Genomic DNA, 25,339 nt, shown 5'->3' with positions numbered 1-25,339 from the left:
GCGGCGCGGCTTAATTCAGGCGTTAGGCCCCGGGACAGACATGGCTGACTTCCGAGTAATTGATGGGGGCCGCAGCAGTCCTCCTGCTGACCTAGTGACGCGCAAGCGGCGGCGCCACGATGGCATCCTGGAATGCCCGATCTGCAGAGGCCGGGAGTACATCACCACATCCATAGGTGACGTGGTTGCGGAAGGTAAGGTTGTTGTCCGCGCTCAGCGATTCAAGCGGTGCGTTATCTGTTTGTCGCGGGGAAAGCTATCCGAGCTGCGTCGGCTGTCCCCGCTCAAGTAGTCTTAGCATGCGGGTCCTAGCATTCGCGCCGGGGCCTAACAAATCGTTCAAGCCGAAGCCGCTTCGTTACGCAAACCACATGGCAGATAAAGCTTGCCATGTGCTTCGCTCCACTGCGCGTCTCGGCTTAACTCTGGCGTTAGGTGTTGGGGGGAGTCCAATGAAAGTCGATATCCTGATCGCAACGGTGATTCTTACGGGATGTGTTTCGACATATCAAAGCCCTCGTCACGAAGGGCCTACCGCTACGATAGTTTTGTCGGCTGATGAAGCATCCGTTGGCGGGGTGGCAAAAGCGGACTTGCTTCGTATCCAAACATTCTCGGATGACAAGTGCTCTGTCAATGCTGATGGCACAAATCTCGCACAGTTCAGCTTGTTGGCGCGCGGAGATGATCTAGGCGGCACCACCAAACAGGTTCCAGCAGGCCAGCCTTTCATTCTTAGCTTCTTTCACTACGCTGGCGTGTATGGTTCAAGGCAATGCACGATTACTTACAGTTTTATGCCAGTTCAGGGCGAGTCTTACCGTGCTCACTTCACAAGGCATGGGAATCAGTGCAACGTATCGCTGACAAGCGCCGCAGGACTTCCCGTACATGGTGTCCGGCAAATTATTCCAGGGTGCTCCAAGTGAATGGCCATCACACCTAACAGTTCATTCAAGCCGAACCCGCTTCGCGGGTCGGCTTAATTCAGGCGTTAGGCCTTGCATGAAGGATTTCGTGTGACAAGCAACATATTCGTGGCCAATTCGGATGAGGAGATTCTGTCCTGCTTTCCAGCATTCAGCGCTCTCCGGTCGCACCTTCAGGAGCAGGAATTTCTATGTCAAGTACGCCGGCAGCAGATCCAGTCCTACCAAATCGTAGCGTTGGAGTATGAGGGTTCGGTTCAGAGCGCCGCCGGTTTCCGGCTTGCCGAGTTCTTGGCATGGGGCAAGGTTCTCTACATAGACGACCTGACTACCCTGCCCGAGGCAACTTCGCGGGGCTTTGCCGGCACGCTCATGGATTGGCTGATTGCTCACGCCAAAGCAAACGGGTGTCAGGGCTTGCATTTGGACACAGGGTACGCCCGGCACGCGGCACACCGGTTATATCTTCGTAAGGGCTTGCAGTTCAATTGCCATCATCTGGCGCTTGAGCTGGGCAAGGCCTAACAGTTCATTCAAGCCGAACCCGCTTCGCGGGTCGGCTTAATTCAGGCGTTAGGCCTCATGAGACAGTTTTTCGCAGTTGTGAGTGCCTCACTGGCCGCAGCACTGGCTCCAGCGCTGGCGTTTGTGTTCGTGTTTTTTGCCGTGGGTGGTAGAGATGCAATACCCATGCTGCCTCTCGCCTTTATCGCAGCCTTAGTTATAGCCCTCGCGCATACGCTGGTTCTTGGGATCCTGGCTGCGGGTTGGTTGCTACGAGTCCATAAGTTCCGCTTTCGCCCCATGCTGCTGGCGGGATTCGTCATTGGCCTCGTGCCAGCCGCGATCTGGGCTCGGCCGTACAAGTACATTGGAACTCAATCTAGCTCGTGGTCAGGCGGAGTCCAAACGTTAGACAACGGCGTCACGACACTGGCGGGCTGGATTGATTACCTGCAGTTCATTACTTACGCCGGCGCACTAGGAGCGCTTGGCGGCATCTCGTTCTACGTTGTGTATACGGGCGTGAGCCCTAACCATTCATTCAAGCCGACGCCGCTTCGCGGCGCGGCTTAATTCAAGTGTTAGCGCCCATGGAAAGTGCGGACTACGTCCTGTTTTTTTCGGCCGTGATTGGCGGGCTACTTGTCGCCCTGCTGCCGTTCTTCGTTGCCCTCGGCATAGCACGTCTAGGTGTCCTGCCGCGCAGGGTCACGTTTTCCGCTCTTTGCACGCTTCTGACCTACGGCGCAACGGTCGCAGCATTTGTTGCGCAGGCGCCTTTGCTAGCGGCATTCACTCACCTGGCGCCAACTTGGTCTTCGCTCGGACACCATGCACTCGCCAATGCTGTCGCTTACTCTGCGGAGTACCTAGGCTACGCGACGGTGTTCGTGCCACTGGCGCTCATGGTCGTTTGGCCTCTTTGGCTCCGGAAGCGCTGGGCGACTGTGATTGCCGCACTGGGCGCTAACAATTCATTCAAGCCGACGCCGCTTCGCGGCGCGCCTTAATTCACGCGTTAGGCCGCATGAGACTTAGCTCGTTTGCCAAACTGATTAACGGCTCGCTCTCCGCCGCAGACTATTCGCGCGAGATTGCGGAGGAGCTGGCTGAGCACACACAGCACCTCGGCCGCGGCGGATCCGCGCCAGTGAGGGTCACAGAGGACACTGATCTTGTCCTGGACAGAGCCGGTCTAGGGGCTCTCTGTCGTATGTTCGCTTCGGGCCAGCTTACGGCCGGGGAGCTCGCCTACACTGCCGATGCTTTGCAAATGGCCGAGCGGGTCGAGTTCTCTGGCCCAGACATCGCAGATGATCTTGATTCCTGCACAGACCCCGAGATCAATGGGCCGCTTACGGCGGCAAAAGCATTGGAGATTGCGGGCCGTGGTGCTGCGGCCTAACAATTCATTCAAGCCGAACCGGCTTCGCCGGTCGGCTTAATTCAGGCGTTAGCCCGCGAGACAGATCTATGGATATTCTCACCACTGTTGGAACCACCATCACAATCGCTAAGCGACTGCGTGAGATATCGAAGAACATCGAAGATGCTGAGTTCAAGAACCTGCTGGCTGACTTGTCAAGCGAATTGGCTGATATCAAGTTGGAAGCAGCAGCTCTCAAAGAAAGACTTGCCACTTTGCAAGAAGAGAACTTGCTGCTTAAGGCTACAGCTCAACCGGCGGATGAATCTCCGATAGGACGCAAAGATGGTTGCTATCAGTTCACCGGTGATGATGGGCTTTACTGCCCGGGATGCTGGGATTCAAAGCGTAAGAAATCTTCAACTACCAAGGCTATTCGCGGCTTCCGTCTTTGCAGCGTATGCCAAGCGCCTATAGGCGCGGGCTAACAATTCATTCAAGCCGACGCCGCTTCGCGGCGCGGCTTAATTCAGGCGTTAGGCGCGCATGGTCGTCATCCGACAACACGGACCCAACAGCGAGCTTTTTGACATCTCGAAATTTCTCGTGGACGTCGACCGGTTCGTGGAACCAGATTCCTGGCACATCACCATCGATGACTGCATGGGCGATCGCGCTCTCGAGATTGAGCAGCTGACGGCTGTAGGCCTGTCAATGTCGCGACGTCCCCCCGCTTTCAGTAGCGGGGCTCTTTAGAGTCCGGGTTTCATCGTAGCGGCTTTGGCCGCCAACTGTTCGGCATAAGCGGCCGGCGTCAGACCGCCCAAGGTCTTCTTCGGTCGTTCCTCGTTGTACTCCCGGCGCCAGGTTTCGATCTCGGTGCGGGCGTGCAGCAGCGTCGGGAACCAGTGCTCGTTGAGGCATTCGTCCCGTAGGCGGCCGTTGAAGCTCTCGATGTAGGCGTTCTGGTTCGGCTTGCCTGGCTGGATCAGGCGCAACTGCACACCGCGCTCGTGGGCCCACGCCACCATCGTCTTGCCGCAGAACTCCTTGCCGTTGTCGGTACGGATCACCTGCGGCAGGCCGCGGGTCAGCGCCAGCCGATCCAGCACCCGGGCCACGCCGTGGCCGGAGATGGCCCGCTCCACCTCGATCGCCACCGCCTCGTGCGTGGCATCGTCGACGATGGTCAACGCCTTGAGCACACGCCCCTCGGCGGTGCGGTCGAACACGAAGTCCATCGACCAGACCTGGTTGGCCGCTTCCGGCCGCAGCAACGGTTGGCGCTCGCCCAGCAACACCTTCTTCCGCTTGCGCCGGCGCACCTGCAACCTGGCCTCCTGATACAGCCGTTCCACCCGCTTGTAGTTCACCGGCCACTGCTCCTGCCGCAGCTTCAGATAGATCATCCCGACGCCATAGCGCTTGTGTCGCTGCGCCAGCGCCAGGATCCGCTCGCGCAGCTCGACGTTGCCATCCGGACGCGGGACGTAGCGCAGCGCGCTGGCGCTCATCCGCACCATCGCCAGCGCCCGTCGCTCACTCAGCCCCCGATCCACCAGATGCCGCACCAGCGTCCTGCGCGCCGGTGCGGTCACCACTTTTTTCGCAGGGCGTCCTTGATGACGTCGTTCTCGAACAGCTGCTCGGCCAGCAGCTTCTTCAACCGCGTGTTCTCGGACTCCAGCTCCTTGAGCCGCTTGGCCTCTGGCACGCTCATGCCGCCAAACTTGCTGCGCCACAGGTAGTAGGAGGCCTCGCTAAAGCCGTGCCTGCGGCACAGCTCCTTGACCGGTAGGCCAGCTTCGGCTTCACGCAGGAAGCCGATGATCTGCTCTTCGGAAAAGCGCTTCTTCACGTCCAATCTCCGTCTCGTTGGGGATTGGACTCCAAATCGACCTGCTACTCAAAGATGGGGGGACGTCGGTCGGATAGAGAGTTCCGCGCACTGTATCGCGGCATCTATCAGACAATTGACGGGCGCTTCATTGGCCTAGCTGGGGGTGAACGCGTGTTTGAGCTGCTGGCGGTCGACTCGTCGTTCTGGGAGGTGACTGGCTCACCAGCCTTTGAGTCGCATATGCTCGCAACTTACGGGGCGTGGCAGCGCGCCTAACAGTTCATTCAAGCCGACACCGCTTCGCGGCGCGGCTTAATTAAGGCGTTAGACCTGCTATGAAGCCACTAGTCATCCCACCAGCAGCGCTGCGAGACGAAAAGGCCATCCAGATGCTTAGTGCCTGGATCGCTGAGAGAGGGCAGCACTGCACGATCAACATCGGTCTTTGGCAAGGGAATGGGCGCGAAGAGGCGTCTGCGTGGGGCATCTTCCTCGCGGATACGATCAGGCACATCGCCAATGCGCTTCAGGAGCAGTATGGGCAGTCAACTGCGGATTCCATCGCGGCCATGCTTGAGTCGCTACATGACGAGCTTAGTGGCCCGACCTCATCCGTCCAGGGCGGGTTCCATCATGGTCACGGGTAGCAGGTCTAACTATTCACTCAAGCCGACCCCGCTTCGCGGGTCGGCTTAACTCAGGCGTTAGGCATCACAACCCATGTCTTTCGAAGCGGTAAGAAAGCTAGAGTCAGTTCTTGGCGCCGCTCTGCCTTCTGACTACCGCGTGTTCCTCACTACACACACCACAGAGTATCTGGAGCCGCCTTTGCTTGTTCGCCACTTGGTCCAAGTGCCTGGCAGCGGCCCAGAGGACGTGGTTACAAGCCTCTATACCGCCACAAGCATCATAGAATCGGAACTACTGGGAGAGCCGGAAGAGGGAATGGTGATAATTGGCCAGGTTGAGCCGGGCGGGTACCTTTACATGTGCTTCAAGGCATCGGACTTCGGCTCGGTGTATGTTCGCTTCCCCTATCAGGACAGCACTTTCTACCCGGTAGGCAAATCTTTCTCGGTGTTCATGGCTCGCTGCCGTCCAGATCCGGAGAGTGATGCCTAACAATTCAATCAAGCCGACGCCGCTTCGCGGCGCGGCTTATTTCAGGCGTTAGGGGCAGGATGAAGTACCTCGGAGTCGTCATACTCGCATTCGCTCTGTGTTCGTGTGCTGCGACACCTATGCGACAGGATCAAGCGCAAAGCATGACCGTCGTGCAAGAGCAGCAACTGGGGGTGCAAAGCCGCTGCTGCGTCACGATTGATGAAATGAATCCCGTACAAACTGGCGGCGGCAGCAGCGAGCATTCTTTTGGGCCAGCCAGCTCTATCATCTCATTTGACGGCCGCCCGACAACCGCCAGCCTGTTCAAGCTGCCTACCGGATCTAACGGCAAAGAGTTGGAGTTCATAAGTTACTCTGACAGAAAAAGATCTGTCTTTCGCTTTGATTCAGTGCTGTTTGTCGCACCTGCTCTTGCATTCCTAGACTCTAGCCGCAGGCCAATAGATACACAGCCACAACCGCCGCTTTGCTGGGGAGCAAAAAACGGCAAAGGCGGACTTTGGACAAGAGTTTCTGTCCCTGACAATGCAGCGTACGTAGTTGTAGCAGCAAGGACAGGTCGGAATCTGTACCCTGTAGACACGCGTCAACTGGGCTCGGCTGGGCCGGTCATAGAAGCAATCGCAGACGCTCGACAGAGCTACGCAACCCAAGTTGGTACCGGCTATGCTGGACTGTACGGTTTGGAGCTGGTAGATCGGTTGCATCCTCCCCTCGGGAGGTGCGCGGCCTCTGCCCCCTAACAATTCATTCAAGCCGAAGCCGCTTCGCGGCTCGGCTTAATTCAGGCGTTAGACGATGGGTGAAGATCTCGCCACACAGAACCAAAGAATCTCCGACAACATCCGAGATTATGGGTGGCACTGCCTCCATGTCTTCCCTGCTAAGGAAGGGCAGGATAAGTTCAGCTATTCCATTGGTTTTGGGAAGTCTTACGGTTCCCCAGAGGTGTTGATCTTCGGGTTGGAGCGGGAAAAGGCCCATGCTTTGCTTAATGAGTGCGCTCACTTGCTCAAAGGCGGACACATCATTGTTCCCGGCGTCGAAGACGGTAGCGTTCTCGCAGGCGACTATAAGGTCGTCTTTAAGTCCGTTCGCCCGGACAGGTTCGGTGAGTACTTGGGCACCGCTGTGCGGTACTACAAAGACAAGCCCTTCAGTGCGGTGGTCATGTTTCTTCCGGATCGACAGCATCGTTTCCCTTGGCATCAGGGCTACGACTACATCCCGGCAGGGGAGCCATTGGCCATCGTCTAACAGTTCATTCAAGCCGAACCCGCTTCGCGGGTCGGCTTAACTCAGGTGTTAGGCCTATGAAGTTCGAGTCACTCACAGGAAAAAAGCTGCTCTCGATACGCTTGCTGAGCGTTGGAACTCATCCTGCTTGGGTAGACAGCTCCTCGCCCCAGATTGCGACGTATGCCGCCAACCTCGAACTTGCGGACTCAACCTGCGTACAAGTGTGCCCGTGCGAGGTTCCGATCGCGGGAAAGTACCCAGCCTTGGGCATCGAGCTACGTGACTGGTCGGGGTCTCCAGGAGTTCAGCGCTGGGGAGAGGGCGAGGAGTACTCCGTAGCTATGCCCAAAGAGCTAGATCGGTTCTTTCCCGCCATGATCAATGATCTGCGGCTCTGGGACTCAATGGGTGACGGCACACTTTCAGCGCTGGATCTTGTTCTTAGCACCGGCCCCACCCTGACGCTTAGACATGTATTTCCACCAATGATGCTTGGGCTTGACATAAGGGTCGCGGCCTAACAATGCGTTCAAGCCGAAGCCGCTTCGTTACGCAAACCACATGGCAGGTAAAGCTTGCCATGTGCTTCGCTCCACTGCGCGTCTCGGCTTAACTTAGGCGTTAGCGCCCACGGAAAGTGCGGACTACATCCTGTTTTTTTTCGGCCGTGATTGGCGGGCTACTTGTCGCCCTGCTGCCGTTCTTCGTTGCCCTCGGCATAGCACGTCTAGGTGCCCTGCCGCGCAGGGTCACGTTTTCTGCTCTTTGCACGCTTCTGACCTACGGCGCAACGGTCGCAGCATTTGTTGCGCAGGCGCCTTTGCTAGCGGCATTCACTCACCTGGCGCCAACTTGGTCTTCGCTCGGACACCATGCACTCGCCAATGCTGTCGCTTACTCTGCGGAGTACCTAGGCTACGCGACGGTGTTCGTGCCACTGGCGCTCATGGTCGTTTGGCCTCTTTGGCTCCGGAAGCGCTGGGCGACTGTGATTGCCGCACTGGGCGCTAACAATTCATTCAAGCCGACGCCGCTTTGCGGCGCGCCTTAATTCACGCGTTAGGCCACATGGGGCACGACACGATTGTTCAAGTGGAGATAGATGGCGAGGGTCGGCTCCACGTCGTTCCATCGGCGCATTCGCTTCCTTTCATTTATCGCGAGGGCATGGAGGTTCAGTGGGACCCGGTCAAGGGCTCGCTCTACTCACCCAAGCCAAGAGAGTGGCCATATTCGCGCTGGTTTCAGCAGGTGTTGGCTGCGGCTTCCTCTCAAGGCTGCGACTTGCGGCTTGCATCTGACACCAGATGGGTCAACATCGCTCCGGGCATCAAAGCCGAACTTTTGCAGGTCTCCGGCAATGAGGCCTACTATTCATTCAAGCCGAACCCGCTTCGCGGGTCGGCTTAATTCAGGCGTTAGGCGGCATGTATAGATTCCCCTGTCCATTCACTTGTCGGCTGTGTCATGGCGATCCTGCGTAGATATCTCCCCCACCTCTGCTTTTTCTCGGGCTGTGTCTTCTTGCTCCGCGGCGTGAAGCTTTTCGTGACAAGCGTTTCGGCGGTACTGGCGGACGCTCCGAGCTCGGCCTATGAGCATGGCTATGCCTTTGGACAAGTAGCTGTTTCGCTCCTTTTCATGGCTGCTGCCGCCAGTCTGTTTCTCCTTGGCTGGCGCCGACTGACCTCGCCATAATGAGTAGCTCTCGGGCATCGCGTATGCCCCCTAACTATTCATTCAAGCCGAACCCGCTTCGCGGGTCGGCTTAATTCAGGCGTTAGACCTGCACAGATGCCTTCTCGCAACGTTCAGAAAGACCTACTCGGCAAGCCGATCAGACAGCGACGCCCAAAGTATGAGGCGGCGCTAGAGCGGCATGAGCTGCAGAACGTCCCTGAGCGCGCTGAGCGCATACGCTGGCTTAGCACCATCATTCCCAAGGGCGGTGGTTACATGATGCCGCTTGAATCAATGCGGGTGTTTCAAGAAGCTAAAGACTGCTGCTTCGTCTACGGTCAGTTCGTCGCAACCTTGGTCCTGGCAGCATCTTTCATGGAGCACTGGCTTGGTGGCATCCTCAACGCCTCAGGGCAACAGAAGGTCGCTGGGCAAGGCCTCAAGGCAATCGTTGCTCATTGTCGAGAGTTCAATGTCATACCGATTGCGCTGTGTGACAAGATTGATTCCTTACGCCTCAGTCGCAATCCGTTCGTGCACTTAAAACCATTCGACCACCCGCACAACCTTGGGCAACGCATGCTCACTCGCCGCGCGCACCCGGACAGCATCCTAGAGTCAGACGCAAGGGATGCTCTGTCGGCCATGTACTCGGTAGCCGTGTATGCCAAGGCGCAGGTCTAACAATTCGTTCAAGCCGAACTTGCTTCGTTACACCAAACACATGGCAGAAAGAGCTTGCCATGTGTTTGGCTCCACTACGCAAGTCGGCTTAACTCAGGCGTTAGACGATGGGTGAAGATCCCGCCACACAGAACCAAAGAATCTCCGACAACATCCGAGAGTATGGGTGGCACTGCCTCCATGTCTTCCCTGCTAAGGAAGGGGAATCCATGGGGGCAACCTGGCCAGTAGCGCGTCGGCATTCGGGCGTGGGCATCGCATCGTTCGTGGTCGGCTGCGTGGGTGGCGCCATGCTGCTGATGCTGTTCGTGGTGGCCGGCATCCTCGAGAACGCGACGCCGGGTGGCATGGACGAGGAGTCGGTCGAGGCCGTGCTGGTGGGCCTGTTCCTGTTCGTGTTCCTGCTCTTGCAGTTGGGCGCGGCCGTGCTCGGCCTGGTCGGCCTGTTCCAGCGTGACCGGCGCCGGCTGTTTGCCGGCCTGGGCCTGGCGATCTCCGTGGGCAGCATCGTGATGGCGGTGTTCGCGCTGGTTGTGGGGATGGTGGTGTCCTGAGGGCCCTGCGCACGTACAAGGTTTGTACAAGCCACCGCTAGACCGGTGGGTAACTCCCGCGTCCCTAGTGTCTGCGCCGTCGCCGCCACGGCGTCACTTACCTACGGATGGAGAGAACCCACGATGCGTACCTGGCTGATCGTCCCGATGGCGGCGCTGTTTGCGACTTCCGCCCATGCTGCCGGCCCCGAGGCGGGCCGCCTTTCCATGTCCCTGCTGGGCGGCATCGACACGCCGGCCAGCGGCGACGTGCACGAGGGCGCGGTCGCGCCGGTTCCGGACCTGGGCTCGCTGAACCCCGCGCTGGCCGGTGTCGCCGCCGAGCTGCGGATCGAGTCGCGCGAGCACGACCGCATCTATGACCAGGCCGAAACCGTCGGCCTCGAGTTCGCCTACGGGCTCAGCGACCGCGCCGAGGTGTTCGGCCAGGTGCGCCAGACCCGCGCAGGCGAGGGCAGGGTGGTGGTGGGCGAGGCCTACGTGCCGGCGCTGCAGGCCGGCCTGCCGGTGTACGGCACCTTCGGTACCTACAAGGCGCTGTCGGCCGAAGTCGGCTACCGCCACTACTTCGGTACCCCGGGCTATTCGCGTCCGTTCGTCGGCGCCCGGCTCGGGGCGACGCGTACCGACGACATCCGCGCCACCTTCGAGATCCCGGACGGCGGCATCACCATTCCCAATGCCGCCTTCTACGAGGCCGGCTGGGTGGCCAGCGCCGGCCTGGACGTGGGCGTGATCATGCCGGTCTCCGAGACCTTCAGCGTCACCCTCGCCAGCGGCGTGCGCTATGTCGACGACCTCAAGGACGACGACAGCGCCATCGGCGGCCTCGGCCTGGCCCGGATCAACGACACCGGCAGCCGCCTGTCGATCCCGCTGACCCTGTCCGCCCGCTGGGACTTCTGAGTCCAGCAAGCCGTGTGTCCCACGCCGCGCCGGTCCGTTGAGGCCGGCGCGGCCGTGTCGTACCTTCAGGGCTGGACGACAGCGCGAGGACCATTGGAATGGACCACGAAGCCAGGGTGCAGGCGCTCTACCGCCACCTGGACAAGCTCGGTGCCAGCCGCATCGACGTCGTGCCGCCGCTCTGGCGGCTGTTGTGGCGGTTCGGCTTCCATCTCGCACCGCCGCCGTTCCAGTCTTTCGGTTTCAACGCGGTGCTGACCGGCGGTTCCTTCGCCATCGCGTTGGGGCTGTTCCTGTGGTGGATCTCCCCGCAGTCGTATCCCTTGCCGACATTCGTCGGCTTCATGGCTTTCATCGGCGTCGCGTTCGGCCTGGCGATGGCCACCTACGCCCGCTACCTGGCCCGCCGCTTCCAGCTGGGAAACTGGGACGACTACGGCATCGAAGCTGGGGAGGACGCGCGCGCTGGCTAGGCCGACGCGCCGCGCCACTGCCAGCTGAGCGTCTTCGCCGGCCTGCTCAGGAGGCCCGGAGCTTCTGTCGCAGGAACCGGTGCAGGTCGCCCAGGTCGCCGGCGAACAGCGGGGGCAGTGCGTGTGGCAGGCGCGGCGGTGGCTCGCCGTGGATCCAGGCGCGCGACAGGCTGGACAGGGCCTCGACCGCCGCAGCCATGCTTCCCGGATCGTCCGCGGGCGCCTGCGGGAGGGTGCTCGCATCCGGCGCCGGCGCCTCGGCCTCCGCTTCCCGCTCCAGGTCCCAGCACGCGGCCAGCACCCGGTAGACCAGGCGCTGGCAGGCGGCGACCGCGGGCCAGTGCTCACTGGCGCTGCGGCGCTCCTCCGCCGAGCCGTCCAGGGCCTGGTCCAGCGCCTGTTCGAGAAGGAAGCTGCGGTGCTGCAGGTCGCGGCGGTCGATCCGCGCCTGCGGCGTGGTCACCTCGCCGCGCTCCAGGTGTGGGCAGACCCGCCGGATCGCCAGCAGGCACTGGCCGATCTCCGAGGCCACGGTGCGTGCATTGGCGCGCGGCGGCAGCAGGCGGAAGGCCAGCAGGGCGCAGGCACAGCCGATCACGGTGTCCACGCCGCGCGCCAGCAGCATGCCGGGGATGTCGTCCACGGCCTGGCCGCCACTGGCGATGGTCAGCGCCGCACTGGTGATGAACACCACCGCCAGCGCGTAGTTGCGGACCACCACCATCTCGATGGTGAACTGCAGCGCCATCACCGCCAGCGCCAGCCATGGCCCGGTCGGATGCAGCCAGAGGATGGCGCCGGCCAGGGCGAGGCCGGCCAGGGTGCCGAGGGTGCGCTCGAGGCTGCGTTGCAGGGTGCGCGGCCAGGTCAGGCCCTGGTGCAGCATCAGCAGGGCCGCGGCCACCGCCCAGTACGCGCGCTCCAGTTCCAGGGCGCCGGCGACCAGGCCGGCGGCGAGGCAGGCGATGCCGATGCGCAGCAGCTGGCGGCGCGGGTTGGAGCCGGGTGCCAGGCCTTCGCGCAGCAGGGTCCAGGAGCGCGGGTAACCGTGCGGCACGGTGCCGGCCGGCAGCGTGCGCGGACGCCGGATCGCTTCCTGCTGGACCTCCTCACCCAGCTGGATGGCGTGGCGCAGGAGTTGTGCGCGGCGTTCGGCCGGCAGGTCGGGGTCGTGGCTGGCCGCGAAGGTCTGGTGCAGCTCGCGGTTGATCCCGCGCAGCCGGGCCAGCTCGCCGTTCGGGCGCGCCGGGATCGGCTGGAAGCCCACCAGCATCTGCCAGCTGTCGTAGAGGGCCTGGGCCGCACGCCGGCGGGCGCGTGGATGCCCGTTGGCGTCGGCGGAGATCGCCGCGGCCACCGCGCGGGCGGCGGCAAGCACCGCGCGCCGCTCCGGCTTGCGCGGATGCAGCAGGATGCCGACGGTGTGCAGCAGCCAGGCGCCCATGCCGCCGCCCAGCACCAGCAGGCCGGCCTGCCAGGGCGGCAGGTGGTCGGCCGGGATCGCGGTGCTGGCGGCACAGGCGAGCACGAACAGGTAGGCGCCGGCCGGGCCGATGCGCATGGCGTTGCACAGCCAGGTCGCGAACATCGCCATCAGGGCCAGTGCCGGCAGGATGGCCCAGGCATGCGGCTGCAACCACAGCCCGAACATCACCGCCACAGCGAAGCCCAGCGCGACCGCCGCCAGGGCGATGGCGCGGGCGGCATAGGGGCGGTCGCCGCAATACAGGGCGGTGAAGCCACCGATGGTGGCCATCATGCCGGCCGCGGTATCCCCGGCCAGCCAGCCGGCGAGGACCGGGATGCCCATGGCCAGGGCGGCGCGCAGCGAGAAACCGAGCCGGCCAGGCGGCAGCGGGCGCACGTGGCGGATCTCGCGCAGCAGGCCTTGCGGCCCGGGGGAAGGAGGCTCCGGGACCGGGGGCAGGCGCGCGTTCGACATGCGCATATCGTAGCCCCAACGCCGTTGCTAACCTGTGGGCCTACATCACAGGAGGTGGCCGTGGGCATCGAGATCCATTATCTGGGCTGGTCGGTGGTGCTGGGCGTGGCGCAGTTGCTGCTGGCCGGCATGCTGGTGACCCGCCAGCGCGGGGTCGAATGGAATACCGGGCCGCGCGATGCCGATCCGGGTCCGCTCCCGCCCAGGGCCGGGCGCGCCGACCGCGCGTTCCGCAACTTCATGGAGACCTTCCCGTTCTTCGCCGCCGCGGTGCTGGCGGTGGTCGCCACCGGCCAGGCCGATGCCTGGACCTCGCTCGGGGTGCAGCTCTATTTCTGGGCGCGCGTGGTGTACGTGCCGCTGTACCTGTACGGCGTGCGCTACCTGCGTTCGCTGGCATGGGGCGTCTCGATGGCCGGCCTGCTGCTGGTGCTGCTGCCGCTGTTGCGCTGAACCGTTCGTCGACGTTCATCGGCGGTTGTCCGGCGCGGCCGGGCACCGCCTAGACTGGGTGCATGCAAGCCGACCGTCCTTCCATGTCCAAGGCCTCCCGCCGAATCCTGTCCGTGGTCCTGCTGCTGGCCGCGGCCATTGGGGTGCTGGTCGCCTGCCAGCGTTTCGTGGCCGATGAGGAAGAGGTCCAGACCCAGCCGGTGGCCTCGCCGGAAGAGGGGGGCGCGGTCAGCCGCGATCCGATGCCGGAAGAGGCCATGTCGGTGGAGGCGTTGCCGCAGGGGCAGGCGGCCGAGCCGGAGGGCGAGGTGGACTGGTCGCCGCGCGAGCTGTCCGGCCAGGCCTGGATCAGCTGCAGCCTGGACTACCGCGAGGGCGACGGCGCGTCGCTGGCCTCGCTGGAGCGCGAAGCGCTGCGCGAGGGCGTCGAGGCCTGCCGCGAAGGGCAGGTCGTGCGCGTGCGCTATACCGGCAAGATCAGCCCCGAGTTCACCGCCCTGGTGCAGCGGGTCACGGTGACCGCCGACGAGCTGGGCATCGTCCACCGCGTGCTGGACCTGGACTCCACCGGCGGCCAGGTCGAGGACGCGATCCGCGCTGGCGACTGGATCGGCAACCACCACTGGACCCTGTGGGTGCGCGAGGACTCGGTCTGCCACAGCGCCTGCGTGTTCGTGCTGGCCGGCGGCGACAGTCGGGTGCTGGCCGGGCGGGTGGGCATCCACCGCATCATCCGCCTCAGCTCCACCGCCACCAGCCGCCAGGAGCTCAACACCGAGCTGCAGGCGGTGTACGGGACCGTGCGCGCCTACCTGGAACGCAACGGCGCCTCGCCGCTGCTGGCCGACGTGATGAAGACCGTGCCCAACCGCAGCCTGCGCCTGCTCAACCAGGACGAACTGGCGGCCTACGGCCTGGACGGCAACAACGCCGCCCAGGACGACCTGGACCGCATGCGCCTGCTGGACAAGTGCGGCGACGACTTCATGCAGCGCCGCGACCGCTGGGTGCGCGCCTTCGAGGAGCGCTGCCGCAGCGAGCGCGAGGTGTTCGCGCGCAATGCCTGCGGCCTGCAGCTGCGCCGCGGCCTGGGCTTCCCGGACGACGACTGCCCGGCGGAGAGTCCGCTGGCCGAGTTCAACGCGATCGAGGTCGTGCTGCTGGACGCCGAGGCCACGGCCGACGGGGCCAGCCCTCCGGAACCGGACGATGCGGCCACGGCCGACGCCAGCTCCGGCGCTTCGGGTGGCTCGAGCGGTTCGGGCGTGGCCGGCGGCGGCTGACCGGGCAGGGCACCCGGCAGGCGGCGGCTGGACCGGGCGGGGGCAGCCAGGGGGCGGGGCTCCCCGCGGCTTCGCGGTGCCTCAACGCTCCGCCGGCGCATGATGGTCTGAACGGATTGCAGACCCGTATTCAGCAACGGGGCGACAAAGCCTGCGTTGCAGCGCACAATGGCGAACTTTCATGTTTTCCCGCCGCGCCGCCAGGCGCCGCCGCCGGAGTCCCGGATGTCATCCCCTGCACCAGAATCCCCCGCCGCGCCGACCTTCGGCGAACTCGGCCTGCCCGAGCCTTTGCTCGCCGCCCTGACGGCGGTCGGTTACGAAACCCCGTCGCCGATCCAGGCCGCGACCATCCCGGCCCTGCTGTCCGGGCGTGACGTCCTGGGCACCGCCCAGACCGGCACCGGCAAGACCGCGGCCTTCGCCCTGCCGATCCTGTCGCACCTGGACCTGAAGCTGGCCAGGCCCCAGGCCCTGGTGCTGGCGCCGACCCGCGAGCTGGCCATCCAGGTCGCCGAGGCGTTCCAGCGCTACGCGGTGCAGATGCCGGGCTTCCAGGTGCTGCCGATCTACGGCGGCCAGGGCTACGGCCCGCAGCTGCACGCGCTGCGCCGTGGCGTGCACGTGGTCGTCGGTACCCCCGGACGCGTCATCGACCACCTCGAGCGCGGCACCCTCGACCTGTCCGGCCTCCGGAACCTGGTGCTGGACGAGGCCGACGAGATGTTGCGCATGGGCTTCATCGACGACGTCGAGGCGGTGCTGAAGAAGGTCCCGGACGAGCGCCAGGTCGCGCTGTTCTCGGCGACCATGCCGCCGCCGATCCGGCGCATCGCCCAGACCTACCTGCGCGAGCCGGTCGAGGTGACCATCGCCTCCAAGACGACCACCTCGGCCAACATCCGCCAGCGCTACTGGTTCGTCAGCGGCATGCACAAGCTGGATGCGCTGACCCGGATCCTCGAGGCCGAGCCGTTCGACGCGATGATCGTGTTCGCGCGCACCAAGGCCGCGACCGAGGAGCTGGCCAACAAGCTGCAGGCCCGTGGCGTGGCCGCGGCCGCGATCAACGGCGACATGCAGCAGCAACAGCGCGAGCGCACCATCCAGCAGCTCAAGGATGGCCGCCTGGACGTGCTGGTGGCCACCGACGTGGCCGCGCGCGGCCTGGACGTGGAGCGCATCAGCCACGTCCTCAACTACGACATCCCGTACGACACCGAGAGCTACGTCCACCGCATCGGCCGTACCGGCCGCGCCGGCCGCAGCGGCGAGGCGATCCTGTTCGTCACCCCCCGCGAGAAGGGCATGCTGCGCGCGATCGAGCGCGCCACCCGGCAGCCGATCGAGGAGATGCGCCTGCCGACCGTGCAGGCGGTCAACGACCGCCGCGTCGCGCGTTTCTTCGAGCGCATCGAAGGCACGCTGGAAGCCGGCGGCCTGGACGAATACCGCGAGCTGGTCGACCGCTACGCGACCGAGCACGACGTGGGCGCGGCCGAGATCGCCGCCGCCCTGGCGCGCCTGCTGCAGGGCGACGTGCCGCTGCTGCTGGAAGCCCGCGACGAGCCGGCCCCGCGCGAGCAGCGCCCGGCCCGCGAGCCGCGTGCGTTCGAGGAGCGCGAGCGTGGCCCGCGCCCGCCGCGTGGCCGCGACGACGACTTCGCCCCGCGCGCCCCGCGTGCGCCCAAGCCGCCGCGCGAAGCGCCGCAGCCGGGGATGGAGACCTACCGGGTCGAGGTCGGCCACGTGCATGGCGTCAAGCCAGGCAACATCGTCGGTGCGATCGCCAACGAGGCCGGCCTGGAATCGCGCTACATCGGCCGCATCGACATCCACGAGGACCATTCGATCCTCGACCTGCCGGCCGGCATGCCGCCGGAAATCATGAGCCACCTGCAGAAGGCCTGGGTGGTCGGGCAGCAGCTGCGCATCACTCCGTGGGATGGCAGCCATGCGCCATCGTCGAACCCGGGGCCGGCGCGTGGACGCTTCCGTCCAGGTGGCCCGCGTCCAGGCGGTCCGCGTGGTCCTTCGAAGCCGCATCGCAAGGGTCCGCCGCACAGCCGCGACTGATCCAGCTACCGCGTTGCTCGTGGAGTGGTTGGTAACGCAACCATTCCAAAGAATGATGTGCGGCGCCACGCAGGCCCCGGAGCTGCCCCGTATCATTGCGGGGTGAAACCGCGCGTGCACAGCCAAGGCCGGGGACGGCTGCAAGGATGGAACTGGTCGAGGGTCGGCCTGGCGGTGCTTGGCCTGCTCGCGGTCCTGGTGGTGCTGGTCAACGCATTTGGCCGCGCCGGGCGCTGGTCGGTCGATGGCTACTTGGTCACCGGCGCGCCCACCCGCGAAGCCCCCCGTGACTGGCGCTGCGCCCCTGATTCGCCGCCGCCTGCCCTGCGTGCCGTAGTGCCGCCGCCGCCGGGCGGCTGGCCCGGGGTACCGCAGGCGGTCAGCGTGTTCAACGCCTTCGCCGGCGAGGTCCGCCTCGAGTATCGCGACCGCGCGGTCTGCGGCCGCATGCATGACGCCCGTACCCGCGACTCGCGCTTCCGCGCCGGCGTGGGCATGGTCATCGTGCCGCAGGCCGGCAACGAGGATCCGGTGGTCGTTTACTGGAACCCGCCACCCAAGCCGGGCTGGATCCCGACCATCCGCGTAGGCGCGCCCAGCGAAGTCCAGCACGTCGATACCCTGCGCCTGGTCGTGCGCACCGCCTGCCTGGCGGTGGCGCTGGTGCTGGCAGCCACCGCACTGATGGCCTATCCGGCCTCCCGCGACTGGACCTTCCTCGGCTACGCCCTGCTGTGCGCGCTGTCGGTGTTGTGGCAGGCCACCCTCAGTGGACTGAGCGGCTATCCGGAGCCCTGGCTGCCGGTGGCCGGGCACGAGCAACGCTGGTTCGTGGGCCTGTCGAGCATGGGCCTGGGCGCGGTGCTGTGCGGCATGTGGCTGCTGGTCGCCGGCCCGGGCCTGGCGTCCGGAGTGCGCCGGCGCATGGTCCTGTTCACCAGCGGGACCTGGGTGGCCGCCAGCATCGTCGCGATGTCCGCCCCGGCGGCGTGGATGGGTCCGATGGCGGTGGGCGTCGAACTCGCCTTCCGCATGGTGTTCCTGCTGATCCTGGGCTGGGCCCTGGCCCGGCTGTGGAAGCGCCTGCCGGGCGTGATCCCGGCCCTGGCGGCGATGGTGCCGTTCGCGGTCCTGGCCCTGCTGGAACTGGCGGGCAGCCGCTTGCTGGTGGAATACCGGACCGAGGCGATCCAGCTGGCGATCACCTGGTTCCTGGCGGTCAGCGCCTATGCGCTGAACCTGCGCCTGGGCCGCCTGCGCCGGCAGCGCGACGAGGCCCAGCTGCTGGCCGAGACCGATCCGCTGACCGGGCTGCCCAACCGCCGCGCCGGCCTGCGCCGGCTGCAGGAGATGTTCGCCGCCGCGCGCCGGGAGGGCACCGGCCTGAGCGTGGCCTTCGTCGACATCGACCACTTCAAGTCGATCAACGACCACCATGGCCACGACGCCGGCGACCAGGTGCTGGTGGCCGCTGCGCAGGCGCTCAGGGGCGCTGTACGCGGCGCCTCCGAAGCCGCGCGCATGGGTGGCGAGGAGTTCCTGGTGCTGCTGCCGGGAGTGTCGGCCGCCTCCGCGGTGCAGCGCATGGAAAGCCTGCGCAGCCGCCTGGCCGCACGCGCCGGCACCCTCGGCTTCGACGGCCTGGTGCTGACCGCCAGCATCGGCGTGACCAGCCTGCGCCGGGACGATACCGACGCCGCGGCCCTGCTGCGCCGGGCCGACGCCGCCATGTACGCAGCCAAGCGGGGCGGCCGCGACCGGGTGGAGCTGGCGGCCGACTGAGCGGCAGCACCGCAGTTGAACGCCGGGCGCGGCCGGTGCCTGCGGATGAGGCGCAACGATCCGTGGCGGCGGATAATGGCGCCATGACCGAAGAAGCCGTCCGACTCAACAAGCACATCGCCGGAACCGGCTTCTGTTCACGCCGCGAGGCCGATCGCCTGATCGCCGAGCGCCGGGTGACCGTCAACGGCCAGCCGGCAGGCGTCGGCGCCGTGGTCGGCGAGGGCGACGAAGTCCGCGTGGACGGCCAGCCGCTGAAGCTGCGCGCCGCCAGGCCGGGCAAGCGCCGCCATGTCTACATCGCCCTGAACAAGCCGGTCGGCATCACCTGCACCACCGAAAGCTCGGTGAAGGGCAACATCGTCGACTTCGTCGGCCACGAGCAGCGGATCTTCCCGATCGGACGCCTGGACAAGGATTCCGAAGGCCTGATCCTGCTGACCAGCAACGGCGACATCGTCAACGAGATCCTGCGCGCCGAGAACGGCCACCAGAAGGAGTACCTGGTGGCGGTGAACAAGCCGGTGACCGACGAGTTCCTGCGCGGCATGTCGCGCGGCGTGCGCATCCACAACCAGATGACCCTGCCGTGCCGCGCCAGCCGGATCGCCAAGTTCGGCTTCCGCATCGTGCTGCAGCAGGGCCTCAACCGGCAGATCCGGTTGATGGCCGCCGCGTTCGACTACCGCGTGACCCAGCTGCGCCGCGTGCGCATCGACAACATCAGGCTCGGCACGCTCAAGCCCGGCCAGTGGCGCAACCTGACCCCGGAGGAGCTGCGCGGCCTGCTCCCGCAGTTCAACGACTGGTGAGCGCCCAGGACCTGCCGCCGCCGGCCCCGCGCCCGCCGCTGCCCGACAACGAGGCCGAGCGGCTGGCGGCGCTGCGCGCGACCCGCCTGCTCGACACCCCGCGCGAGCAGGCCTTCGACGACCTGGTCGCGCTGGCGACGGCGGTCACCGGCGCCTCGATGGCGGCGGTGTCGCTGATCGATGCCGAGCGCCAGTGGTTCAAGGCCGCGTTCGGCTTCGACGCGTGCGAGACCCCGCGCGACATCGCCTTCTGTGCCCACACCATCCTCGATCCGCGGCACATGCTGGTGGTCGAGGACGCGACCCGCGATCCCCGTTTCGCCCGCAACCCGGTGGTGACCGGCGAGATGGGCATCCGCTTCTATGCCGGCGTGCCGCTGGTGGATGCCGAGGGCAATGCCCTGGGCAGCCTGTGCGTGTTCGACCAGCACCCGCGCAAGCTGGGCGAGCGCGAGGCCGCGGCGCTGCGCGCGCTGGCCCGCCAGGCCGCGTTCCTGATCGAACTGCGCCGCACCACCGAGGCGCTCAACCTGCAGATGCGCGAGCGCGCCTGGTACCAGCAGCAGTTGCTGCACTACTCGCAGCTGCTGGAAGCGCAGAACGCCGACCTGGCGCTGCAGACCCGCACCGACCAGCTGACCGGCCTGCCCAACCGCCGCGGCTACGGCGAGCTGATGGGCGCAGCGCTGGGGCATGCGGAAGAGGAGGGCACGCCGCTGTCGGTGGCGATCGTGGACCTGGACCACTTCAAGAACATCAACGATTCGCTGGGCCACCCGGAGGGCGACCGCGTGCTGGTGCGGGTCGCCCAGGTCCTCGCGGAACAGATGAAGGACGTGGGCCTGGCGGCGCGCTACGGCGGCGAGGAGTTCGCCCCGCTGCTGCCTGCGACCGGGCTGGAGCAGGCGCGCGAGCATTGCCACGCGGTATGCGATGCGGTGGCGGCGATGGACGATTGCAGCGGCGTCACCGTCAGCATCGGCGTGGCCCAGTGGCAGCCGGGCGAGCTGCCCGGCCAGGCGCTGTCGCGCGCGGATGCGGCGCTGTACCGGGCCAAGCTCGGCGGCCGCAACCGGGTCGAGCTGGCCAGCTGAGTCAGTCCACCAGTTGGCGCGCGGCGTCAGGTGCCGGTGGCATGTCGGCAGGACGCCGGCGCGACAGCAGCGGATCCAGGAACACTGCGCCCAAGACGATGGCCACGCCCAGGTAGAACTGCAGGCTCAGCTCGCGCTGTTCGCCCAGCAGCAGCGCGGCCAGCACGATCGCGTAGACCGGCTCGAGGTTGGTGATCAGCTGCACCGCGTAGGCGCTGAGCTGGCGCAGCGCCACCAGGGCCAGGGCGAATGGCAGCAGGGTGCAGGCCAAAGCCAGCAGGAGCAGCAGGCCGCCATCGCGCAGGCCGGGCAGGGCCAGCAGTTGGCCGGCGAAATCCGGCATCAGCAGCGGCATCAGCGGTGCCAGCGCGGTCAGGGCCAGGGTGCCGGCGCCCAGTTCCAGCGCGGTGACGGTCAGCGGGTCGGCATGGTCCACCAGGCGCTTGTTGAACGAGCCGAACACCGCCACCAGCAGGGCGGACAGGGCCCCCACCGCCACGCCTGCTCGCATCCCATCCGGCACGCCGCCGACCACCAGGGCTACGCCCGGCAGCACCGCCACGCCCAGCATGAGCTCGCGCATCCGGAACGGACGCCGCGCCACCCACGGCTCGATCACCGCGGTGAATACCGGCGCCAGGGCGATGCAGGTGGCCGCCACGGAGGCATTGGCCAGCTTGATCGCGCCGTAGAAGGTCAGCCAGTGCAGCCCCACCAGCACGCCGATGCCGGCATAGGCGGCGGCCAGCCGCGGCGACAGGGTGCGCAGGCCGCGCCAGACCCGCGGCAGCAGGGCCAGGGCGGCCACCACGATCAGCATCCGCCACCACACCAGCGGCAGCGCCGGCAACTGGATCAGCTTGCCGAGGATGGCGGTGAAGCCCCACAGCAGGACGCAGAAGTGGACCTGCAACAGGGCGCGGCTGTGGGGGTTCATCGGCATGGCGCATTATCGCGCGGCGGTGGCCGCCGCGACCGTTGCGCAAGTCATGGATCCGGCCGGGCGGACCGGCGTCGCGGCGACAGCCAGCCGGCCAGGCCCAGCACGGTGACCGACAGCACGGCGCCCAGGGTGGCCAGGGCCATGTCCTTCTGCGCGTCCCACTCGTCGCCCTGGGTGCCGAGGTAGGCCTGGCCCAGCTCGCCACCGAAGATGCTGGCGGCGATCCATTCGAACAGCTCGAACAGCAGGGCGTGCGACATCACGAAGGTCACCGGCAGCACATGGCGCCAGGCGCCGCGGGGAGCGGCCACCCGGTCCAGCAGCTCGACGCAGGTCGGCACCAGCAGCAGGCCGTAGCAGAAGTGCACCAGGCGGTCGTAGGTGTTGCGCTGGAAGCCGAACAGGGCGTCGACCGAGAAGCCGAGGTGCTCCTGGAGGAAGGCGTCGTACGGCACCTCCGAATAGGTGTAGTGCGCGCCCACCGCGTGCAGCAGGCCGAACACGAACAGGCCGATGCAGCTGGGCCAGGACAGCGGCATGCGCTTCCACATCGCCGGCAGCACGGCGACCGCGACCAGCACCAGCACGTTCTCCAGCGCCCAGTCCTCGCGGTAGAGCGGATCGATCGCCAGCAGCAGCCAGGCCAGCGCGTACACGCCGAGCAGGACCAGGGCGTGGCGGGCAGGGACGGGATCGCGGGAAAGGAGGGCGTGGCTCATCGGCGCGCATCCTCGCATGGACCGCGCTGGGTGGTCAGCAATGCGCGCCGCCGCCGCGACCGGCGGCCTCAGCCCGCGGACAGGCGCCGTAGCAGGGCCTGGGCCGCGGCCGGGTTGCGCTCCTTGGCCGCGGCGATGAAGAACAGGAACACCTCGCGCGGCTGGCCATCGGCCAGGCGCGGGCCGACGTGTGCCAGGTCGTCCGGGTCCCCGCCGGTGCTCCAGCTGCGTGCACGCTCGGCCCAGGCGTCGAGCTCGGCCGGGGTATAGCCCTCGGCCAGGCCGGCACGGGCCTGCATTACCCGGGCGTAGGCGAAGTCGGCGGTGAGGTCGCCGAAGGAGGGGTGCTCGTCCGAACCCGCGCAAACCAGGGCGATGTTCTGGCCACGCAACAGGGCCAGCAGCTCCGGGGTGAACAGCGCCGCGTCGCGCAGCTCCAGCGCATGGCGCAGCCTACGGCCATCGGCCTTGCGCGGCAGCAGGGCCACGAAATCGGCCAGTGCATCCACCGAAGGGCTCTGGCCGCGGTCGAACTGCCACAGGATCGCGCCCAGGCGGTCGCCCAGGGTGGCGATGCCGCCGACGAAGTCCTCGACCTGTGCACCAGTGCCGGCGAGGCGGCGGCTGGCCATGATCCGCTTCGGCGCCTTGGCGGTGAACACGAAGCCCGGCGGCGTCTCGTCGCGCCAGCGTGCGTAGGTGTCGGGCTTCTGCGCGCCGTAGTAGGTGCCGTTGATCTCGATCGCGGTGACGTGGCGGCTGGCGTATTCCAGCTCGCGGCGCTGCACCAGCTTCTCCGGATAGAACATGCCGCCGCGCCATGGCGCGTAGGTCCAGCCGCCGATGCCGACATGGATGCGCGTCTGGCCCGTGGTGGCGGGCGCGGAATCGAACAGGTCATTCATGGCGGCGGCCAATTCCGGGGGCAGGGGCGAGGATCGTAACGGAGACGGCGTCGTGGGCCTGCATCGCAGGTCCGGCGCGGCGGCGTCCGCGTGCGGCGCGCGGCTAGAATCGGGCCACTGTCCTCATGGAGTTACCCATGGCCCTGCGCCCCTCATCCCTGTGCCTGTCCTGCCTGCTTGCGCTCGCGCCGGTGGCCCCGCTGGCGGCCCTGGCCGCCGACGGCACGCCTGCCACCACGCAGGTGCCGGCGACGACGCTGGATCCGGCGCAGCTGTCGGCCTGGGTGGAACAGGCGCGCGAGCGCTTCGAGGTGCCGGGCATCGCCGTGGCGGTGGTCAAGGACGGCCAGCTGGTGTTCGAGGGCGGCTGGGGCGTGCGCGAGCTCGGCAAGCCGGACGCGGTCGATGCCCACACCCAGTTCGCGATCGCCTCCAACACCAAGGCCTTCACCGCCGCTGCGCTGGCGATGCTGGTGGACGAGGGCAGGCTGGCCTGGGACGACAAGGTCATCGACCACCTGCCCTGGTTCCGCATGTCCGACCCGTACGTGACCGCGAACATGCAGGTGCGCGACCTGCTCACCCACCGCAGCGGCCTGGGCCTGGGCGCTGGCGACCTGCTGTTCTGGCCGGGCAGCACCTACGACAACGCGGAGGTCGTGCGCCGCCTCGCCCATGTGCCGTTGAGGACCGGCTTCCGCGAGCGCTACGCCTACGACAACATCCTCTACGGCACCGCCAGCCTGCTGGTCGAACAGGTGAGCGGGCAGGCATATGCGGATTTCCTGCAGCAGCGCTTCTTCAATCCGCTGGGCATGGCCGATACCCGCGCCAATGCCGATGCGCTGCATCCCGGCGACCGCGCCGCCACCGGCCACGCCAGGGCGGACTTCACCAGGCTGCAGCCGACCTTCAACCTGACCTGGCACAACGTTCCTGGTGCCGGCGGCGTGTATTCCAGCGTGCACGACATGGCGCGCTGGATGAACGCGCAGCTGGGCGGTGGCCGCTACACCGATACCGAAGGCCGCGAGCAGACGCTGTTCTCGCCGCAGCGGCAGAAGGAGATGTGGTCGCTGCACTCGCCGGTGGACATCAGCGAGCCGGCGGTGCCGGAACTGGCGGCGACCCGGCCGGATTTCCTCGGCTACGGCCTGGGCTGGTTCCTGTCGACCTATCGCGACCACAAGCTGGTCTGGCATACCGGCGGCTGGCCGGGCCAGGTCTCGCGCGTGACCCTGGTGCCCGAGCTGGGCCTGGGCGTGGTGGTGCTGACCAACCAGGAATCCGGCGCCGCGTTCAACGCGGTGACCATGCACGTGTTGGATGCCTTCATCCAGCCGGCCGAGCGCAACGACTGGGTGGCCGCCTATGCCGCCGCAGCCGACAAGTCGCTCAAGCGCGCCGACGAGGCCTGGAAGAAGCGGGTGCAGGCACGCGATGCGCGCAGCAAGCCCTCGCTGCCGCTGGCCGGCTATGCCGGCACCTATCGCGATCGCTGGTACGGCGACGTGGAGGTGACCTACGAGAACGGCCGGCTCGGCATGCGCTTCGGCGCCAGCCCGCTGCTGGTCGGCCGCCTCGAGCACTGGCAGCACGACACCTTCCTGGTGAAGTGGCAGGAGCGCACGCTCAACGGCGATGCCTTCGTCACCTTCGCCCTGGACCCCGACGGCAAGGTGCGCGAGGCCCGCATGGAAGCCGCCTCCGACCTCACCGACTTCAGCTTCGACTTCCAGGACCTGGTGCTGGAGCCGGTGGAGTAACAGTTCCGGGCGAACCACGAGCCCCTCCCGCGATCGGGAGGGGTTGGGGAGAGGGCCGGCACCCGGGAGTTCGCCCGACTCCCGGCTCTCGCCTAGGGCCAAGGGAAGAAAGACAAGGGCGCCGCTGTAACGGCGCCCTTCCTGTCCTGATGGATTGCGGCTTGCTTGATCGGCCCGTCCAGTCAACGGGTAGATCGGCCCGTCCAGTCAACGGGTAGCCCGGGCAACGCTGCCCGCGCATCGCGGAAGCGGCCCTGCGCGTGG

General features: G+C 66.2%; 25 protein-coding genes. 20 read left to right on the top strand and 5 right to left on the bottom strand.

Translation table 11 applies throughout. The features are described 5' to 3' along the window. Positions 1-452 precede the first annotated feature (452 nt). From PSESU_RS16200 to PSESU_RS16190, 4 genes are all read left to right on the top strand, one after another. Positions 453-929, top strand: a complete 477-nt coding sequence (locus PSESU_RS16200; RefSeq protein ID WP_155942754.1) for a hypothetical protein — start codon at positions 453-455, stop codon at positions 927-929. A gap of 108 nt (positions 930-1,037) precedes the next feature. Beyond that, on the top strand, positions 1,038-1,454 hold the full coding sequence (locus PSESU_RS09655; protein WP_233275210.1) for a GNAT family N-acetyltransferase: 417 nt from the start codon (positions 1,038-1,040) through the stop codon (positions 1,452-1,454). A 57-nt stretch (positions 1,455-1,511) separates the two neighbouring features. Further along, complete coding sequence (locus PSESU_RS16195; RefSeq protein ID WP_155942753.1) at positions 1,512-2,006, top strand: hypothetical protein; 495 nt, start codon at positions 1,512-1,514, stop codon at positions 2,004-2,006. A gap of 900 nt (positions 2,007-2,906) precedes the next feature. Beyond that, positions 2,907-3,287 (top strand): hypothetical protein, encoded by a 381-nt coding sequence (locus PSESU_RS16190; RefSeq protein ID WP_155942752.1) that lies wholly within the window; start codon positions 2,907-2,909, stop codon positions 3,285-3,287. 264 nt (positions 3,288-3,551) lie between these two features. Here the strand turns inward: PSESU_RS16190 and PSESU_RS09640 are convergent. After that, positions 3,552-4,657 (bottom strand): IS3 family transposase gene (locus PSESU_RS09640; RefSeq protein ID WP_155942714.1). Its coding sequence is split into 2 segments (ribosomal slippage): positions 3,552-4,399 and positions 4,399-4,657, totalling 1,107 coding nucleotides; the frame shifts between segments, so codons are not numbered across the junction. Positions 4,658-4,974: 317 nt separating this feature from the next. On the opposite strand from PSESU_RS09640, the gene PSESU_RS16625 reads away from it, so the two are divergent. From PSESU_RS16625 to PSESU_RS09610, 9 genes are all read left to right on the top strand, one after another. Further along, positions 4,975-5,286, top strand: coding sequence for a DUF5076 domain-containing protein (locus PSESU_RS16625; RefSeq protein WP_013535588.1), 312 nt, complete (start codon positions 4,975-4,977; stop codon positions 5,284-5,286). A 73-nt stretch (positions 5,287-5,359) separates the two neighbouring features. After that, positions 5,360-5,761, top strand: coding sequence for an SMI1/KNR4 family protein (locus PSESU_RS16185; protein WP_155942751.1), 402 nt, complete (start codon positions 5,360-5,362; stop codon positions 5,759-5,761). 801 nt (positions 5,762-6,562) lie between these two features. After that, entirely contained in the window at positions 6,563-7,021 is a 459-nt protein-coding gene (locus PSESU_RS15710) for a DUF4262 domain-containing protein (RefSeq protein ID WP_013535585.1), read from the top strand. A gap of 56 nt (positions 7,022-7,077) precedes the next feature. After that, a complete protein-coding gene (locus PSESU_RS16180; RefSeq protein ID WP_155942750.1) occupies positions 7,078-7,524 on the top strand; it encodes a hypothetical protein in 447 nt (148 codons plus the stop codon). A 547-nt stretch (positions 7,525-8,071) separates the two neighbouring features. Further along, positions 8,072-8,413 carry a hypothetical protein gene (locus PSESU_RS16175; protein ID WP_155942749.1) on the top strand — a complete coding sequence of 114 codons (342 nt, stop codon included), beginning with the start codon at positions 8,072-8,074 and terminating at the stop codon, positions 8,411-8,413. Between the two features lie 384 nt (positions 8,414-8,797). Continuing rightward, entirely contained in the window at positions 8,798-9,367 is a 570-nt protein-coding gene (locus tag PSESU_RS16170) for a hypothetical protein (RefSeq protein WP_155942748.1), read from the top strand. Positions 9,368-9,615: 248 nt separating this feature from the next. After that, positions 9,616-9,921: a hypothetical protein gene (locus tag PSESU_RS09620; RefSeq protein WP_155942747.1), complete on the top strand. Its 306-nt coding sequence runs from the start codon at positions 9,616-9,618 to the stop codon at positions 9,919-9,921. 123 nt (positions 9,922-10,044) lie between these two features. Further along, positions 10,045-10,827 carry a hypothetical protein gene (locus PSESU_RS09615; RefSeq protein WP_013535582.1) on the top strand — a complete coding sequence of 261 codons (783 nt, stop codon included), beginning with the start codon at positions 10,045-10,047 and terminating at the stop codon, positions 10,825-10,827. Positions 10,828-10,925: 98 nt separating this feature from the next. Next, a complete protein-coding gene (locus PSESU_RS09610) occupies positions 10,926-11,300 on the top strand; it encodes a DUF6404 family protein (RefSeq protein ID WP_013535581.1) in 375 nt (124 codons plus the stop codon). A gap of 46 nt (positions 11,301-11,346) precedes the next feature. Here PSESU_RS09610 and PSESU_RS09605 read toward each other — a convergent pair whose 3' ends face one another. Continuing rightward, positions 11,347-13,242: an FUSC family protein gene (locus PSESU_RS09605; protein WP_013535580.1), complete on the bottom strand. Its 1,896-nt coding sequence runs from the start codon at positions 13,240-13,242 to the stop codon at positions 11,347-11,349. 54 nt (positions 13,243-13,296) lie between these two features. Between PSESU_RS09605 and PSESU_RS09600 the strand changes: the two genes are divergently transcribed. The 6 genes from PSESU_RS09600 to PSESU_RS09575 all read left to right on the top strand — a co-directional run bounded on the left by PSESU_RS09600 (position 13,297) and on the right by PSESU_RS09575 (position 20,742). Further along, positions 13,297-13,695, top strand: coding sequence for an MAPEG family protein (locus PSESU_RS09600; RefSeq protein WP_041764074.1), 399 nt, complete (start codon positions 13,297-13,299; stop codon positions 13,693-13,695). 83 nt (positions 13,696-13,778) lie between these two features. Beyond that, positions 13,779-14,978 (top strand): hypothetical protein, encoded by a 1,200-nt coding sequence (locus PSESU_RS09595; protein WP_013535578.1) that lies wholly within the window; start codon positions 13,779-13,781, stop codon positions 14,976-14,978. 225 nt (positions 14,979-15,203) lie between these two features. Beyond that, positions 15,204-17,054 (top strand): DEAD/DEAH box helicase, encoded by a 1,851-nt coding sequence (locus tag PSESU_RS09590; protein ID WP_013535577.1) that lies wholly within the window; start codon positions 15,204-15,206, stop codon positions 17,052-17,054. Between the two features lie 114 nt (positions 17,055-17,168). Further along, entirely contained in the window at positions 17,169-18,836 is a 1,668-nt protein-coding gene (locus PSESU_RS09585; protein WP_203415157.1) for a GGDEF domain-containing protein, read from the top strand. Positions 18,837-18,919: 83 nt separating this feature from the next. Next, positions 18,920-19,648 (top strand): pseudouridine synthase, encoded by a 729-nt coding sequence (locus tag PSESU_RS09580; protein ID WP_013535575.1) that lies wholly within the window; start codon positions 18,920-18,922, stop codon positions 19,646-19,648. Next, positions 19,645-20,742 (top strand): GGDEF domain-containing protein, encoded by a 1,098-nt coding sequence (locus PSESU_RS09575; RefSeq protein WP_013535574.1) that lies wholly within the window; start codon positions 19,645-19,647, stop codon positions 20,740-20,742. The genes PSESU_RS09580 and PSESU_RS09575 overlap by 4 nt, the downstream gene beginning before the upstream one ends. A 1-nt stretch (position 20,743) precedes the next feature. On the opposite strand, the gene PSESU_RS09570 is transcribed toward PSESU_RS09575, so the two are convergent. The 3 genes from PSESU_RS09570 to PSESU_RS09560 form a co-directional block, all read right to left on the bottom strand. Next, positions 20,744-21,685, bottom strand: a complete 942-nt coding sequence (locus PSESU_RS09570; protein ID WP_013535573.1) for a DMT family transporter — start codon at positions 21,683-21,685, stop codon at positions 20,744-20,746. Positions 21,686-21,729: 44 nt separating this feature from the next. Further along, positions 21,730-22,404 (bottom strand): DUF2238 domain-containing protein, encoded by a 675-nt coding sequence (locus PSESU_RS09565; protein WP_013535572.1) that lies wholly within the window; start codon positions 22,402-22,404, stop codon positions 21,730-21,732. A gap of 68 nt (positions 22,405-22,472) precedes the next feature. Then, entirely contained in the window at positions 22,473-23,309 is an 837-nt protein-coding gene (locus PSESU_RS09560; protein WP_013535571.1) for a DUF72 domain-containing protein, read from the bottom strand. A gap of 137 nt (positions 23,310-23,446) precedes the next feature. On the opposite strand from PSESU_RS09560, the gene PSESU_RS09555 reads away from it, so the two are divergent. Continuing rightward, on the top strand, positions 23,447-25,075 hold the full coding sequence (locus tag PSESU_RS09555) for a serine hydrolase (RefSeq protein WP_013535570.1): 1,629 nt from the start codon (positions 23,447-23,449) through the stop codon (positions 25,073-25,075). Positions 25,076-25,339 lie beyond the last annotated feature (264 nt).

The sequence above is a fragment of the Pseudoxanthomonas suwonensis 11-1 genome (assembly GCF_000185965.1).
Lineage (GTDB): Bacteria > Pseudomonadota > Gammaproteobacteria > Xanthomonadales > Xanthomonadaceae > Pseudoxanthomonas > Pseudoxanthomonas suwonensis_A.
This window is presented reverse-complemented; position numbering and strand designations above follow the sequence as displayed.